This is a genomic window from Ramlibacter sp. (genome assembly GCF_035627355.1).
In the GTDB taxonomy this organism is placed as follows: Bacteria; Pseudomonadota; Gammaproteobacteria; order Burkholderiales; family Burkholderiaceae_C; genus Ramlibacter.
The window spans coordinates 82,643-97,930 of record NZ_DASPLW010000077.1 but is presented as its reverse complement, the minus strand read 5'-3'; the positions used below and the strand labels follow the sequence as shown (position 1 = coordinate 97,930).

Annotated in this window: 12 protein-coding genes; 8 read left to right on the top strand and 4 right to left on the bottom strand. The window is 69.9% G+C overall.

Going from position 1 to position 15,288, the window contains the following annotated elements; all coding sequences use genetic code 11:
- On the top strand, positions 1–1,151 hold a 1,151-nt coding region (locus VEC03_RS18625), incomplete at its 5' end, for a GNAT family N-acetyltransferase (protein ID WP_324918705.1).
- A gap of 3 nt (positions 1,152–1,154) precedes the next feature.
- Here the strand turns inward: VEC03_RS18625 and ppa are convergent.
- Positions 1,155–1,697 carry an inorganic diphosphatase gene (gene ppa, locus VEC03_RS18620; RefSeq protein ID WP_324918702.1) on the bottom strand — a complete coding sequence of 181 codons (543 nt, stop codon included), beginning with the start codon at positions 1,695–1,697 and terminating at the stop codon, positions 1,155–1,157.
- A gap of 223 nt (positions 1,698–1,920) precedes the next feature.
- On the opposite strand from ppa, the gene VEC03_RS18615 reads away from it, so the two are divergent.
- The 7 genes from VEC03_RS18615 to glp all read left to right on the top strand — a co-directional run bounded on the left by VEC03_RS18615 (position 1,921) and on the right by glp (position 10,477).
- Positions 1,921–4,089: a sodium-translocating pyrophosphatase gene (locus VEC03_RS18615; RefSeq protein WP_324918699.1), complete on the top strand. Its 2,169-nt coding sequence runs from the start codon at positions 1,921–1,923 to the stop codon at positions 4,087–4,089.
- Positions 4,090–4,211: 122 nt separating this feature from the next.
- Positions 4,212–5,030 (top strand): metal-dependent hydrolase, encoded by an 819-nt coding sequence (locus VEC03_RS18610; RefSeq protein WP_324918696.1) that lies wholly within the window; start codon positions 4,212–4,214, stop codon positions 5,028–5,030.
- A gap of 31 nt (positions 5,031–5,061) precedes the next feature.
- The gene (locus VEC03_RS18605; protein ID WP_324918693.1) at positions 5,062–6,495 is read left to right on the top strand and encodes an aldehyde dehydrogenase family protein; all 1,434 of its coding nucleotides are present in this window, start codon (positions 5,062–5,064) and stop codon (positions 6,493–6,495) included.
- Positions 6,496–6,679: 184 nt separating this feature from the next.
- The gene (locus VEC03_RS18600) at positions 6,680–7,441 is read left to right on the top strand and encodes an SDR family oxidoreductase (protein ID WP_324918690.1); all 762 of its coding nucleotides are present in this window, start codon (positions 6,680–6,682) and stop codon (positions 7,439–7,441) included.
- A gap of 44 nt (positions 7,442–7,485) precedes the next feature.
- Positions 7,486–8,601, top strand: coding sequence for a GTP 3',8-cyclase MoaA (moaA, locus tag VEC03_RS18595; protein WP_324918687.1), 1,116 nt, complete (start codon positions 7,486–7,488; stop codon positions 8,599–8,601).
- Positions 8,601–9,209, top strand: a complete 609-nt coding sequence (gene mobA, locus VEC03_RS18590) for a molybdenum cofactor guanylyltransferase MobA (RefSeq protein ID WP_414708517.1) — start codon at positions 8,601–8,603, stop codon at positions 9,207–9,209. The genes moaA and mobA overlap by 1 nt, the downstream gene beginning before the upstream one ends.
- Positions 9,206–10,477 carry a gephyrin-like molybdotransferase Glp gene (gene glp / locus VEC03_RS18585; protein ID WP_324918685.1) on the top strand — a complete coding sequence of 424 codons (1,272 nt, stop codon included), beginning with the start codon at positions 9,206–9,208 and terminating at the stop codon, positions 10,475–10,477. Before mobA ends, glp begins: the two co-directional genes overlap by 4 nt.
- A gap of 2 nt (positions 10,478–10,479) precedes the next feature.
- Here the strand turns inward: glp and VEC03_RS18580 are convergent, their stop codons facing one another.
- From VEC03_RS18580 to VEC03_RS18570, 3 genes are all read right to left on the bottom strand, one after another.
- Positions 10,480–10,629, bottom strand: coding sequence for a hypothetical protein (locus VEC03_RS18580; protein WP_324918682.1), 150 nt, complete (start codon positions 10,627–10,629; stop codon positions 10,480–10,482).
- Between the two features lie 143 nt (positions 10,630–10,772).
- Complete coding sequence (locus VEC03_RS18575; RefSeq protein WP_324918679.1) at positions 10,773–13,901, bottom strand: efflux RND transporter permease subunit; 3,129 nt, start codon at positions 13,899–13,901, stop codon at positions 10,773–10,775.
- Positions 13,902–13,922: 21 nt separating this feature from the next.
- Positions 13,923–15,173, bottom strand: coding sequence for an efflux RND transporter periplasmic adaptor subunit (locus tag VEC03_RS18570; RefSeq protein WP_324918676.1), 1,251 nt, complete (start codon positions 15,171–15,173; stop codon positions 13,923–13,925).
- Positions 15,174–15,288 lie beyond the last annotated feature (115 nt).

Here is a 15,288-nt window from a genome sequence, read left to right as displayed (position 1 = left end):
CCGTCGTCCGCATCCATGGCGCCGTCTCGGAGATCGACGCCGCCGCCTGGGACAGCCTGCTGGCCGCGCAGGCCGCCCCCTCCCCGTTCATGCGCCATGCCTACCTCGATGCCCTGGAACAGAGCGACAGCGCTGCGCCCGAGAGCGGCTGGGCGCCGCGCTTCCTGACGGTGTGGCGCGGCCGCGAGCTGGCCGCGGCGTGCCCGATGTACCTCAAGGGCCACTCCTATGGCGAGTACGTGTTCGACTGGGCCTGGGCCAACGCCTACGAGCAGCACGGCCTGGACTACTACCCCAAGGGCCTGGTGGCGGTCCCGTTCACGCCGGTGCCGGGCTCGCGCCTGCTGGCGCGCGACGACCGGGCGCGACGGGCCCTGCTCGATGCCCTGCTGGGCCTGTGCCGGGACGAGCGCCTGTCGTCGCTGCACCTGTTGTTCCTCTCGGACGCCGACGCCGCAACCTGCAGCCAGGCCGGCCTGCTGGCGCGGCAAGGCGTCCAGTTCCACTGGCTCAACCAGGACTGGCCGGATTTCGATGCCTTCCTCGCCAGCCTGGCGCAGGACAAGCGCAAGAAGATCCGGCAGGAGCGGCGCAAGGTGGCCGATGCGGGCGTGGCCTTCCGGGCCCTGCGCGGCGGCGCCATCCGCGAAGCCGACTGGGACTTCTTCTACCGCTGCTACGAGCGCACCTACCGCGAGCACGGCAACCCGCCCTACCTGCGCCGCGACTTCTTCCGGCGCATGGCGGCCGACCTGCCCGATCACTGGGTCCTGTTCGTGGCGCAGCGCGCCGGCCGCGACATCGCCAGCAGCCTGGTCGCGCTGTCGGACGAGGGCACGTCACCGCAGGCCGCCTACGGCCGCTACTGGGGCGCCCTGGAGCGGGTGGACTGCCTGCACTTCGAGGCCTGCTACTACCAGCCGCTGCAGTGGTGCATCCAGCACGGCGTGCAGCGCTTCGAAGGCGGCGCCCAGGGCGAGCACAAGATGGCGCGGGCGCTGCTGCCGGTCAAGACGCGCAGCGCCCACTGGCTGGCGCACCCTGCCTTCGCCGATGCGGTCGAGCGCTTCCTCGCACGCGAGGGCGCCGGCATCGACGGCTACCTGGAGCACCTGGAAGGGCGATCGCCCTTCCGCCGCAACGGGGCCTGACCCTCAGGCCGCCTTGGGCGTGCGGCGGTAGTTCTGGATGCCTTCGAGGATTTCCTGGCGCGCCGCGTCCGGGCCTTCCCAGCCCAGCACCTTGACCCACTTGTTGGCCTCGAGGTCCTTGTAGTGCTCGAAGAAGTGGGAGATGGTCTTCAGGCGCAGCGGGTTCAGGTCCTGCGGCTTCTGCCAGTGCGAATAGATCGACAGCACGCGGTCCACGGGCACGGCCAGCACCTTGGCGTCGTCACCGGCCTCGTCCTGCATCTTCAGCACGCCCAGCGGCCGGCAGGTGACGACCACGCCGGGGATCAGCGGGACCGGGGTGATCACCAGCACGTCGACCGGGTCGCCGTCGCCGCTGATGGTCTGCGGCACGTAGCCGTAGTTGGTCGGGTAGTGCATGGACGTGCTCATGAAGCGGTCCACGAAGATCGCGCCGGAGGCCTTGTCCACCTCGTATTTCACGGGGTCGGCATTCATCGGGATCTCGATGATGACGTTGAAGGCATCGGGCGCCTGCTGGCCCGGCGTGACGTTGTCGAGGGACATGGGGGAGGGTTCTGGTGAAAGGAAAAACCTAGGACTAACCCTGATTTTACTTTCGCGACCCTGAGGCCATCCGGGCCGAGGCCGGCTGCCGACGAGTTTGGATTTATAGTCCGCCGGTTGGCCAATCGTCTCCCGACCGTAGGGAAGCCACGAGGAAGCAACGCAGCGGGGGCACCGCTCGCGGTGTCTCCTCCAAGCAGACAAACGGACAGGAGATGAAGAAATGAGTGGCAACTCGGCGCTGATACTGGCGCTCGTCTGCGGCCTGGCGGCCGTGGCCTACGGGTTCTGGGCCCGCAGCTGGATCCTCTCGCGCGACGCCGGCAACCCCCGCATGCAGGAAATCGCCTCGGCGGTGCAGACCGGCGCGGCGGCCTACCTTGCCCGGCAGTACAAGACCATCGCCATGGTCGGTGTGGTGCTGGCCATCCTGATCGGCGTGTTCCTCGACGGCCAGACCGCCGTCGGCTTCATCATCGGCGCGGTGCTGTCCGGCGCCTGCGGCTTCATCGGCATGAACGTGTCCGTGCGCGCCAACGTGCGCACCGCGCAGGCCGCCACGCACGGCATCGGTCCGGCGCTGGACGTGGCCTTCCGCGGCGGCGCCATCACCGGCATGCTGGTGGTCGGCCTGGGCCTGCTGGGCGTGACCGGCTTCTACTGGTTCCTGGTCGGCAACGGCCGCCTGACGCCCGACGCCAACCTGGCCAGCCTGCTCAACCCGCTGATCGGCTTCGCGTTCGGCTCCTCGCTGATCTCGATCTTCGCGCGGCTGGGCGGCGGCATCTTCACCAAGGGCGCCGACGTGGGCGCCGACCTGGTGGGCAAGGTGGAAGCCGGCATCCCCGAGGATGATCCGCGCAACCCCGCCGTGATCGCCGACAACGTGGGCGACAACGTGGGCGACTGCGCCGGCATGGCCGCCGACCTGTTCGAGACCTACGCCGTGACGCTGATCGCCACCATGGTGCTCGGCGCGCTGCTGGTCGGCGCCGCCGCCACCCAGGCCGTGCTGTACCCGCTGGCCCTGGGCGGCGTGTCCATCATCGCGTCCATCATCGGCTGCTTCTTCGTCAAGGCCTCGCCCGGCATGAAGAACGTGATGCCGGCCCTGTACAAGGGCCTGGCCATCGCCGGCGTGCTGTCGCTGGTCGCCTTCTACGCGGTCACCGTCTGGCTGATCCCCGACAACGCCATCGCCGCCAGCGGCTCGCAGATGCGCCTGTTCGGCGCCTGCGCCGTGGGCCTGATCCTCACCGGCCTGCTGGTCTGGATCACCGAGTTCTACACCGGCACGCAGTACTCGCCGGTGCGCCACATCGCCCAGGCGTCCACCACCGGGCACGGCACCAACATCATCGCCGGACTGGGCGTGTCGATGCGCTCCACCGCCTGGCCGGTGCTGTTCGTCTGCCTGGCCATCATCGTGGCCTACTGGCTGGCCGGCCTGTACGGCATCGCCGTGGCCGCCACGTCCATGCTGAGCATGGCCGGCATCGTGGTGGCGCTGGACGCCTACGGCCCCATCACCGACAACGCCGGCGGCATTGCCGAGATGAGCGAGATGCCCTCCTCCGTGCGCGACATCACCGACCCGCTGGACGCGGTGGGCAACACCACCAAGGCCGTGACCAAGGGCTATGCCATCGGCTCGGCCGGCCTCGCGGCACTGGTGCTGTTCGCCGACTACACCCACAAGCTGGAGAGCTTCGGCCATGCCATCAGCTTCGACCTGTCGGACCCGATGGTGATCGTGGGCCTGTTCATCGGCGGCCTGATCCCCTACCTGTTCGGCGCCATGGCGATGGAAGCGGTCGGCCGCGCCGCCGGCTCGGTGGTGGTGGAAGTGCGCCGCCAGTTCAGCACCATCAAGGGCATCATGGAAGGCACGGCCAAGCCCGAGTACGGCAAGGCGGTGGACATGCTCACCACGGCCGCGATCAAGGAAATGATCGTGCCCTCGCTGCTGCCCGTGGTGGTGCCGATCCTGGTCGGCCTGATCCTCGGCCCGAAGGCGCTGGGCGGCCTGCTGATGGGCACCATCGTCACCGGCCTGTTCGTCGCCATCTCCATGTGCACCGGCGGCGGCGCCTGGGACAACGCCAAGAAGTACATCGAGGACGGCAACCACGGCGGCAAGGGCTCCGAAGCCCACAAGGCCGCGGTGACCGGCGACACGGTGGGCGACCCCTACAAGGACACCGCCGGCCCGGCCGTCAACCCGCTGATCAAGATCATCAACATCGTGGCGCTGCTCATCGTGCCGCTGGTCGTGAAGTTCCACGCCGGCGATGCGGAAGCGGCCAAGGCGCATGTCACGTCGCCGCCCGCCGTGACGGCGCCGGCCGGCTCTGCCGCCCCCGCCGCGGTGCCGGCGAGCGAGACCAAGTAAGCGCCTCGCTCCCGACCGGAAAGGCCCGCCCCGGCGGGCCTTTTCCTTTGCGGCCGCCGCCGGCCTTGACTCTGTACGATCACCCGCCAAGCTTTCACCTGCATCCCGACCCCGACCTCGCCATGACCGATCTCGTCGTCCGCCGCCTGCTCGTCGACATGGAAGCGCCGATCCAGCGCCACTGGTGCGCGGGCGATGCGTTCCGCACGGCGTTGCTCAATGCGCTGTCGATGAGCTTCCCCGTCGGCGAGCAGTTCTTCATCGACAGCGTGCGCGACGGCTTCAAGGCGCTGCCGCCAGAGCTGCAGGACCGGTTCCGCGAGCAGGTCCAGGGCTTCGTCGGCCAGGAGGCCACGCACCGGCGCCTGCACGGCCTCTACAACGAGCACCTGGGCCGGCTCGGGCTGGTCAACCGCTGGGAGGAACGGGCCCGAAAACGGCTGGAGCTGATGGACGGCGTGGACGTGCGGCACTGGCTGGGCATCACCGCCGCCAACGAGCACTTCACCGCCATCCTGGCCGACTGGCTGCTGCACAACGCCGACCTGCTGGGCGACCGCGATCCGCGGCTGGCCACGCTGTGGCTGTGGCACAGCGCCGAGGAGTCGGAGCACAAGTCGGTCGCCTTCGACCTGTACCAGGCCCTGGGCGGCAACCATGATTGGCGCCTGCGCTGGTTCCGGCGCGTCACCTTCTTCTTCCTCACCGACACGCTGCGGCAGACGCTGGGCAACCTGAGGCGGGACGGCACGCTCTGGCGCTGGCGCACCTGGCGGCAGGCGGCTTCCTTCCTGTTCGGGCGGCGCGGCCTGGTGCGGCAGACCTTCGGTCCCTGGAAGCAGTACCTGCGGCGCGACTTCCACCCGAGCCAGCAGGACAGCAGCGCCTCGCAGCGCTGGCTGGCCGCGCACGCGCACCAGTTCGTGCCCGTGGGCCGCTGAGGGTCGCCGGCGCTGGCGCACAATCGGCGCCATGCAATTCCACTACATCGCCAACGAAGGCGTCCGTTCCGCATCCGGCCACACGCTGCCCGTCATCGATCCGTCCGACGGCCAACCTTTCGACGAACTGCAGCGCGGCAACGCCGAGGACATCGACCTCGCCGTGCAGGCCGCGCGCCGCTGCTACGACAAGGTCTGGAGCAAGCTCAGCGCGGCCGAGCGCGGCCGCCTGCTGATGCGCCTGTCGAACAAGGTCGCCGAGCACGCCGACGAACTGGCGGCGCTGGAGCAGCGCGATTGCGGCAAGCCGACCAAGCAGGCGCGCGCCGACGCCCTGGCGCTGGTGCGCTACTTCGAGTTCTATGCCGGCGCCTGCGACAAGCTGCACGGCGACACCATTCCCTACCTCGACGGCTACAGCGTGCTGACCTGGCGCGAGCCGCATGGCGTCACCGGCCACGTCATCCCCTGGAACTACCCGATGCAGATCTTCGGGCGCAGCGTCGGCGGCGCCTTGGCAGCAGGCAACGTGTGCGTGGTCAAGCCTTCCGAGGACGCCTGCCTGTCCCTGATCCGCGTGGCCCAGCTGGCGGCCGAGTGCGGCTTCCCGGCGGGCGCCATCAACATCGTCACCGGCCTGGGCCACGAGGTCGGCGACGTGCTGGCGCGGCACCCGGGCATCGACCACATCAGCTTCACCGGCAGCCCGCGCGTGGGCACGCTGATCCAGCAGGCCGCCGCCGAGCGGCACTGCCCGGTGACCCTGGAGCTGGGCGGCAAGAGCCCGCAGATCATCTTCGACGACGCCGACCTCGAGGCCGCCCTGCCCGCCGTGATCAACGCCATCGTGCAGAACGCCGGCCAGACCTGCTCGGCCGGCTCGCGGCTGCTGGTGCACCAGCCGCTGTACGAATCGCTGCTGGACCGCCTGGGCAACACCTTCTCCAACCTGCGGGTGGGCCCCGCGACGATGGACCTGGACGTGGGCCCGCTGATCCGCGCCAGCCAGCAGCAGCGCGTGTGGGACTTCCTGTCGGATGCCCAGCACGCCGGCATCCCCATGGTGGCCCAGGGCCAGATCGTCGAGGAGGCGCCGGAGACGGGCTACTACCAGGCCCCCACCCTGCTGCGAGACGTGCCGATCACCCATCGGCTCGCCCAGGAGGAGGTGTTCGGCCCGGTGCTGGCCGCCATGGCCTTCAAGGACGAGGACGAGGCCGTGGAACTGGCCAACTCGACCCACTTCGGGCTGGTGGCGGGGATCTGGACGCGCGACGGCGGCCGGCAGTTGCGCATGGCCCGGCGCGTCAAGAGCGGCCAGGTGTTCATCAACAACTACGGCGCCGGCGGTGGCGTCGAACTGCCCTTCGGCGGCGTCAAGTCCTCCGGCTACGGCCGCGAGAAGGGCTTCGAGGCGCTGTACGGCTTCACCACGCTCAAGACGGTGGCGATCCGGCACGGGTAATCGGCGGGCGGTCCCGCCATCCCTGGCCTCCGCTGACGCGCGACAGGAGTCGGGGAGTCCAGCAGCACGCTGTCGTTCACCCGCCGGCGGGGCTGCAGCGCTCGCCGCGGGAGGCCCTGGATTCCTGCCTTTTCAGGAATGACGGAGAAACCAGAGTCAACAATAGCGGATCAGAGGAAAACATATGCGAGTGAAAGACAAATCGATCATCGTCACCGGCGCCGGCCAGGGCATCGGCGAAGGCATTGCCCGGCGGCTGGCCGAGGAAGGCGCCCAGGTCATCGTCAATGACATCAACACGGCGCTGGGCGAGAAGGTCACGGCCGCGATCTGCGCCGCCGGCGGCCGCGCCTCGTTCTTCGCCGCCGACGTGACGAAATCGGCAGAAGTGAAGGCGCTGGTGCAGGCCGCGCTGGACCGCCACGGCAAGCTGGACGTGATGGTCAACAACGCCGGCTGGACGCACCGCAACCGCCCGGCGCTGGAGGTCAGCGAGGAGGAGTTCGACAAGGTCTATGCCATCAACATGAAGAGCATCTACCTGTCGACCATCCACGCCGTGCCGGCCTTCCGCGCCAACAAGGGTGGCAGCTTCATCAACATCGCCTCCACCGCCGGCATCCGGCCGCGTCCGGGGCTGGCCTGGTACAACGGCTCCAAGGGCGCCGTGATCACCACCAGCAAGTCGCTCGCCGCCGAGTTCGGCCCGGACAACATCCGCGTGAACTGCATCAACCCGGTGTTCAACCCCGACACCGGCCTGTCGGCCGAATTCGCGGGCGGCCCGGTGGACGAGGCCCGCCGCGCGAAATTCCTGGCGACCATCCCGCTCGGTCGCTTCTCCACCGCGCTGGACGTGGCCAATGCGGCGCTGTACCTGGCCAGCGACGAGGCGGCCTTCATCTCGGGCGTGTGCATCGAGGTGGACGGCGGCCGATGCGTGTGATCCCCCGCAAGCCGTAGGGCTGCCTGCTGCGGCAGAATCAGGCCGTGTCCGAACGTGCCATCCCCCAGGTCGACCCGCGCACGCCCGTCCTGCCGGCGCGAGTGCCGTCGATCCCGATCGTGGCCAGCGGCCGGCTGCAGGACACCTTCGCGCGGCCGCTGCGCGACCTGCGCATCAGCGTCACCGACCGCTGCAACTTCCGCTGCAGCTACTGCATGCCCAAGGAGGTGTTCGGCAAGGACTACCCCTACCTGCCGCATGCCTCCCTGCTGAGCTTCGAGGAGATCACCCGGCTGGCGCGGCTGTTCGTGGCGCACGGCGTGCACAAGATCCGGCTGACCGGCGGCGAGCCGCTGCTGCGCAAGAACATCGAGGTGCTGGTGGAGCAGCTCTCGCAACTGCGCACGGTCGAAGGCGAACCCGTGGAACTGGCCCTGACCACCAACGGTTCGGTGCTCGCGCGCAAGGCGCAGGCGCTGCGCGACGCCGGCCTGCGGCGGGTCACCGTCAGCCTCGACGGCCTGGACGACGCAGTGTTCCGCCGCATGAACGACGTGGATTTCCCGGTGGCCCAGGTGCTCGATGGCATAGCTGCGGCGCGGGCGGCCGGCCTGGATCCCATCAAGGTGAACATGGTGGTGCAGCGCGGCACCAACGAGCAGGAGATCCTGCCCATGGCCCGGCACTTCCGCGGCAGCGGCATCGTGCTGCGCTTCATCGAATACATGGACGTGGGCGCCACCAACGGCTGGCGAATGGACCAGGTCCTGCCCTCGGCCGAGGTCGTGAAGCTGCTGCAGCAGCATTTCCCGCTGCGGCCGCTCGACCCCACCGCGCCCGGCGAAACCGCCGAGCGCTGGGCCTACGAGGACGGCGCCGGCGAGATCGGCGTGATCAGCAGCGTCACCCGGGCCTTCTGCAGCAGCTGCAACCGGGCGCGGCTGTCCACCGAAGGCCGGCTGTACCTCTGCCTGTTCGCCGAACAGGGCTACGACCTGCGCGCGCTGCTGCGCGGCGGCGCGAGCGACGATGACATCGCCTCGGCGATCGGGCTGATCTGGCAGGGCCGCACCGACCGCTACTCGCAGCTGCGCGGCCAGCAGGCGCCGGACACCGGCGGCGGCCGGCGCCGGGTCGAGATGAGCTACATCGGCGGCTGATGGACGCGCAGCAGGTCACCGGCATCGTGCTGGCGGGCGGCCGCGGCTCCCGCATGGGCGGCGTCGACAAGGGCCTGCAGAACTTCAACGGCATGCCCTTGGCGCTGCACGCGCTGCTGCGCCTGCAGCCGCAGGTGGGTGAGTCCATGGTCAACGCCAACCGCAACCTGGCGGCCTACGAATCCTTCGGCGTGCCCGTCTGGCCCGACGCGCAGACCGACTACGCCGGCCCGCTGTCCGGCTTCCTCGCCGGCCTGGAGCAGTGCGGCACGCCCTGGCTGGCCACCGTGCCCTGCGACAGCCCGCTGTTCCCCACGGACCTGGTGCAGCGGCTGGGCGAGGCGGCCGAACGCGAGGACGCCGAGATCGCCATGGCCAGCGCACCCGAAGCGGACGGGCAGCAGCGCACCCAGCCGGTGTTCTGCCTCCTGCGCCGCGAACTGCTCGAGAGCCTGGTGCGCTTCACCCATGGCGGCGGCCGCAAGATCGACCAGTGGACGGGCCAGCACCGCACCGTGGTCGTTCCCTTCGGCCCGCCGCGCGACGACCCGCGCGCCTTCTTCAACGCCAACACGCTGGCCGAACTGCGCGCGCTGGAGCGCCCGTGAAGACGCTGGACCAGATCGCGGCCCGGTTGCAGGGCTACGACCCGCAGGCGCTGCCCGCCGCCGCGGTCAACGAGTTCCTCGCGCGCCTGGTGGAGCCCGTCGAGGACACGGAGGACGTCGCCATCGCCGATGCACTCGGCCGCGTGCTGGCGCAGGACGTGATCTCGCCGCTCAGCGTGCCGCCCCACGACAACTCGGCCATGGATGGCTATGCCTTCGACGGAGCCCAGTTGTCGCCGGATGCCGCCCTGACGCTGCAGGTGGTCGGCACGGCCCTGGCCGGCAGGGCCTGGCAGGGCCAGGTGGGCCCCGGCCAGTGCGTGAAGATCATGACCGGCGCCATCATGCCGGCGGGCCTGGACACCGTGGTGCCCCAGGAGTTCACCCGGCGGGCCGGCGAGCAGGCGATCGAAATCCCGGCCGGCGTACTGCGCCAAGGCGACAACCGGCGCCATGCCGGCGAGGACCTGATGGCCGGCCAGCCGGCGCTGCGCCAGGGCGAGCGCCTGGGCCCGGCGTCCTGCGGCTTGCTGGCCAGCCTCGGCTTGCCGCGCGTGCCCGTGTTCCGGCGCCTGCGCGTGGCCTACTTCTCTACCGGTGACGAGATCCTGAGCCTGGGCGAGGCGCCGCGCGAAGGCGCGGTCTACGACAGCAACCGCTACACGGTGCGCGGCCTGCTCGACCGGCTGGGTTGCGAAGTGATCGACATGGGCGTGGTACGGGACGAGCCCGCCCTGCTGGAGCAGGCCTTCCGCCGCGCCGCCTCCGATGCGGACGCCATCATCACCAGCGGCGGCGTCAGCGTGGGCGAGGCCGACTTCACCAAGGCCATGATGAAGCAGCTGGGCGACGTCGCGTTCTGGCGCATCGCCATGCGACCGGGCCGGCCCATGGCGGTGGGCCGCATCGGGAATTCCGTGCTGTTCGGCCTGCCCGGCAACCCCGTGGCCGTGATGGTCACCTTCCTCGCGTTCGTTCGCCCGGCTCTGCTGCAGATGATGGGCTGCCGCGACACGGCGCCGCCGCCCCTGCTCCGCGCCCGCAGCCAGGAGGCCATGCGCAAGAAGCCGGGCCGCACCGAGTACCAGCGCGGCATCGTCTCCACCACGCCCGACGGGCGACTGCAGGTGCGCACCACCGGCAACCAGGGGTCCGGCGTGCTGAGCTCCATGGTGCAGGCCAACGGCCTGATCGTGTTGCACCACGCCCAGGGCAGCGTGGCCGTCGGCGACGAAGTCGACGTGATGATGTTCGAGGGCGTCGTCTAGCCCTACGCGAACATCCGCCGCGCCTCGTCCGCCAGTTCCTGTCGCTTCATGACGAGCCGGGGCAGGTCCGGGTGCATGGGATCGATCTCGCGCAGCGCCCAGCCATAGAACGCCTGCGCGAACGTCAGGTGGATAAAGCGGAGGATCTTCATGGCAGCCATGGTGCGCGGCTACAGCAGAGCCATCCCGTCGGCGGCGCCCGGAACGCAGCGTCGGCGGCCGGCCGCACGCCGTGTCGGACGGCGGCGACGCGACGGCTGCGTGCAGCCCGCGCCGCGCGGCCGCCGCGGATCGGCTACTTGGCGATCAGGTCGCCGTGGTGCGCCGGCAGCTCGTCCTTGGCGACGGCCTTGTTGGCACCCGGCACCTTGGAGCGGGCGAACAGCGAGTACATGGTGGGCACCACGAACACGGTCAGCATCGTGCCCAGCGACATGCCCCCCACGATCACCCACCCGATCTGGGTGCGGCTCTCCGCGCCGGCCCCGGTCGACAGTGCCAGCGGCATCGCGCCCAGCACCATGGCGCCGGTCGTCATGAGGATGGGGCGCAGGCGCAGCGAGGCCGCCTCGACCACCGCATCCACCATGTCGCGGCCCTGCTGGCGCAGCTGGTTGGTGAATTCCACGATCAGGATGCCGTGCTTGGTGATCAGCCCCACCAGCGTGATCAGGCCGATCTGCGAATAGACGTTGAGCGATCCGCCGGACCACTTCAGCGCCAGCAGCGCGCCGATCATGGACAGGGGCACCGCCAGCATGATCACCAGTGGGTCGACGAAGCTCTCGAACTGCGCCGCCAGCACCAGGAAGATGAACAGCAGCGCCAGCACGAACACGATGCCCAGCGCGCCCTGCGAGTTGCGGTACTCGCGCGAGGTGCCGTTCAGGTCCGTGGTGTAGCCGGGCTTGAGCACCTTGGCGGCGGTCTGCTCCATGAACTGCAGCGCCTGGCCCAGCGAGTAGTCCGGCGACAGGTTGGCGGTGATGGTGGCCGAGCGGCGCTGGCCGAAGTGGTTCAGCTCGCGCGGGCTGACGCTCTCGCTGACCTTCACCAGTGCCGACAGCGGGATCATGGTGTCGCCACGCCCGCGCACGTAGATGCTGTCGATGTCCTCCGGCGTGGAGCGGCCGCTCGGGCGGTTCTGGATGATCACGTCGTACTGCTCGGCGTCGCGCTTGTAGCGGGTGACCTGGCGGCCGCCCAGCGTGGTCTCCAGCGCGCGGGCCACCACGTCCACGCTCACGCCCATGTCGGCGGCCTTGTCCCGGTCGACCTGGATGCGCAGCTCCGGCTTGTTCAGCCGCAGGTCCATGTCCACGCCCTGGATGCCCGGATTCTTCGCGATCTCGTCCAGCATCTGCCGACCCACCTGGGCCAGGTTCTCGTAGCTGTCGGAAGTCTGGATCACGAAATTGAGCGGCCGGTCGCGGAAGCCCTGCCCCAGCGAGGGCGGCGTCAGGATGAAGGCGTTGATGCCGGCCAGGCTGCCCACCTTGGGCTGCAGTTCGCGCGCGATCTCCAGCGTGGTGCGCTCGCGCTTCTCCCAGTCCACCGCGCGGTAGACCACGCTGCCCTGCGACACGGTGGGATTGCCCAGGCTGGCGAAGATGCGGTCGAACTCGGGGTAGTCCTGGCCCAGCTTCTCCAGCACCCGGGCGTAGCGGTCGGTGTACTCCATGGTGGAGCCGTCGGGCGCGTTGATGCTGGCCAGGATGGTGCCCCGGTCCTCCAGCGGCGACAGCTCGGACTTCATGGATGGCCACACCGCGGCGATCGCCAGCGCGCTGGCCAGCATGGCGCCGACCACGATCCAGCGCGCCTGCAGCAGCTTGCCCGCCGCACCGGCTGCGCGGGTGGTGAGCACCCAGCGCAGCACGCGCGCGTAGCCGTCGCACAGGGCCGTCAGCCAGCGCTCCATGCTGCGGTCGAACCAGTTCGGCTTCGGGTTGTGCCGCAGCAGCTTGGAGCACATCATGGGCGTGAGCGTGAGCGCCACGAAGCCCGACACCAGCACCGCGCCGGCCAGCGCCAGCGCGAACTCGATGAACAGGCGGCCGGTGCGCCCGGGCGTGAACGCCAGCGGCGCGTACACCGCCACCAGCGTCAGCGTCATGGTGATGACGGCGAAGCCGATCTCGCGCGCGCCCTTGATCGCGGCCGAGAACGGGTCCAGCCCCTCCTCGATGTGCCGGAAGATGTTCTCCAGCATCACGATGGCGTCGTCCACCACCAGGCCGATCGCCAGCACCAGCGCCAGCAGCGTCAGCGTGTTGATGGTGAAGCCGGCCAGCGCCATCATGCCGAAGGTGCCGATCAGGCTGACCGGGATGGTCACGATCGGGATGATCGAGGCGCGCACCGTGCGCAGGAAGACGAAGATCACCAGCGCCACCAGCAGCACGGCCTCGGCGATGGTGGTGTAGACGTTCTTCACCGAGCGGTCGATGAACAGCGAGTTGTCGTTGGCGACCTCGATGTCGATGCCCGGCGGCAGGTCCTGCTTGAGCTTGGGGATCATCTCCCGCACGCCCTGCGAAAGGGTCAGCGGGTTGGCGGTGGCCTGCCGGATCACGCCCGTGCCGATGGCCGAGCGGCCGTTCAGCCGCATGCCGCTGCGCTCGTCGGCCGGGGCTTCCTCCACCCGCGCGACGTCCCGGATCTTGACCGGGAAGCCGTTGACGTTGCGGACCACGATCTCGCCGAACTGGGCCGGCGTGACCAGGTCGGTCTGCGAGGTCACGCTGAACTCGCGCTGCTGCGACTCGATGCGGCCGGCGGGCACTTCCAGGTTGCTGCGCCGGACCGCGTCCTCGATGTCCTGGGTGGTCAGCCGGTAGCCGGCCAGCTTGTCGGGATCCAGCCAGACCCGCATGGCGTACTTGCGCTCGCCGTAGATGCGCACGTCGGCCACGCCGGTCACGGTCTGCAGGCGCGGCTTGATGATGCGGTTGACCAGGTCGTTGATCTGCAGCGGCGTGTAGGTGTCGCTGGTGAAGGCCAGCCACATCACCGGGAAGGCGTCGGCCTCGACCTTGGCGATCACCGGCTCGTCGATCGCCTGCGGCAGCTTGTTGCGCACCCGCGAGGTGCGGTCGCGCACCTCGGCGGCGGCGGCGTCGGCGTCCTTCTCGAGCCGGAAGCGCACCGAGATCTGGCTCTCCTCGGGGCGGCTGATCGAGGTGATGACGTCCACCGCGTCGATACCGGCGATGGAGTCCTCCAGCGGCTTGGTGACCTGCGATTCGATCACCTCGGCCGATGCGCCGGCGTACTTGACGCGCACGGTCACGACCGGCTCGTCGATCTTGGGGTACTCGCGCACGGCGAGGCGGTCGAAGCTGACGGCGCCGATCAGCACCACCAGCAGCGACAGCACGGTGGCGAAGACCGGCCGCCGGATCGCGATCTCGGGCAACAGCATGGCGCGCTCCTGGCTCGTTCGTCAGCGTGCGGGGGCCGCCAGGGCCACCCGGCAGGGATTGCCATCGGCCGGCGCCGCGGCAGCCTCGGCCTGCGGGGCCGGGCCACCAGCCGGCTTGCCGCCGACGGGGGTTCCGTTGGGTGCGGCGCTGCTAGCGCCGCCCTGCCCCGCCATGTCGACCACGCGCACCGCCATCCCGTCGCGCTGGATGCGCTGGTGGCCGGCGGTCACGATCAGGTCGCCCGGCTGCAGGCCTTCGACGATCTCCACCCGCCCCGGCTGGCGCAGGCCGATCTTCACCTCGACCCGCTGCGCGGTCTTGCTGTCCTGGTCGGGACCGTCGACCAGCCGGAACACGAACTGGTGGCCCCCCTGGGGCACCAGCGCCTCCTCCGGGACCACGCGGGCGTCGTTGCGTTCGCCGAACACGGTGGTGATGCGCGCGAACATGCCGGGGCGCAGCGCCAGCTGCCGGTTGTCGATGCAGCCGCGCACGCCGATGGAGCGGCCATCGGCATCCACCAGCGGGTCGATGGCTTGGATCACGGCCTCCCAGCGGCGGCCCGGCAGGGCATCGGTCTGCACGATGGCGGTCTGGCCGACCCGCAGCTTGGTCTGCAGGCGCTCGGGCAGGCGGAAGTCCACGTACAGCGCGTCCAGGTCTTCCAGGTTGACGATGTCGGCGCCGTCCTTGAGGTAGTCGCCGACGTTGACGCTGCGGATGCCGGCGATGCCGTCGAACGGCGCCACGATCCGCAGGCGGGCCGCGGTCGCCTCGGCCAGCGCCAGCTTGGCCTGCGCCACCTGCAGGTTGGCCGCGCTCTCGTCGACCTGCCGCTGGCTGATGAAGTTCTGCGCCACCAGCTCCTGGTTGCGCTTGTGGTTGGCCTGCGCGATGGACAGCTCGGCCCGGGCCTGCTGCACCTGGGCGCGCGGCAGCTGGTCGTCCAGTTGCACCAGCAGTTGCCCGCGCTGCACGCGCTGGCCGTCGCGGAAATTGAGCCGCGTCACGCGTCCGCTCACCTCGGGCCGCACGATCACGCTGCGGCGCGAGCGCAGGCTGCCCACCGCCTGGGCGTCGTCGGTCAGTCGCATCACCTCCACCCGGGAGACTTCCACCGCGGGGGCCCGACCGGCGGCACCCGTCGGCGCGGAAGCGGCGGCCTCCTGCGAAGGGGCGCCGGGTGCCTTGTGCTGATACCACCACGCAGCTGCCGATGCAGCCGCGATGCCGGCGACGGCGATCACCGTGTAGAGGGGCCTCGATGCCATGTACTGCTTTTTTCTGGGGGGATACGCCCGCGGGCGCGAACACGTCAATGTAGCAGCCGCGCTGGCTGCCGACATGAGCGCAACCCCGCGCCCGGCCGCAGCGCGGGCACAGCTT

Excerpts from the sequence above, each read along its gene's own strand:
- ppa (WP_324918702.1), bottom strand. The coding sequence starts at position 1,697 with ATGTCCCTCGACAACGTCACGCCGGGCCAGCAGGCGCCCGATGCCTTC.
- VEC03_RS18615 (WP_324918699.1), top strand. The coding sequence starts at position 1,921 with ATGAGTGGCAACTCGGCGCTGATACTGGCGCTCGTCTGCGGCCTGGCG.
- VEC03_RS18610 (WP_324918696.1), top strand. The coding sequence starts at position 4,212 with ATGACCGATCTCGTCGTCCGCCGCCTGCTCGTCGACATGGAAGCGCCG.
- VEC03_RS18605 (WP_324918693.1), top strand. The coding sequence starts at position 5,062 with ATGCAATTCCACTACATCGCCAACGAAGGCGTCCGTTCCGCATCCGGC.
- VEC03_RS18600 (WP_324918690.1), top strand. The coding sequence starts at position 6,680 with ATGCGAGTGAAAGACAAATCGATCATCGTCACCGGCGCCGGCCAGGGC.
- mobA (WP_414708517.1), top strand. The coding sequence starts at position 8,601 with ATGGACGCGCAGCAGGTCACCGGCATCGTGCTGGCGGGCGGCCGCGGC.
- VEC03_RS18580 (WP_324918682.1), bottom strand. The coding sequence starts at position 10,629 with ATGAAGATCCTCCGCTTTATCCACCTGACGTTCGCGCAGGCGTTCTAT.
- VEC03_RS18575 (WP_324918679.1), bottom strand. The coding sequence starts at position 13,901 with ATGCTGTTGCCCGAGATCGCGATCCGGCGGCCGGTCTTCGCCACCGTG.
- VEC03_RS18570 (WP_324918676.1), bottom strand. The coding sequence starts at position 15,173 with ATGGCATCGAGGCCCCTCTACACGGTGATCGCCGTCGCCGGCATCGCG.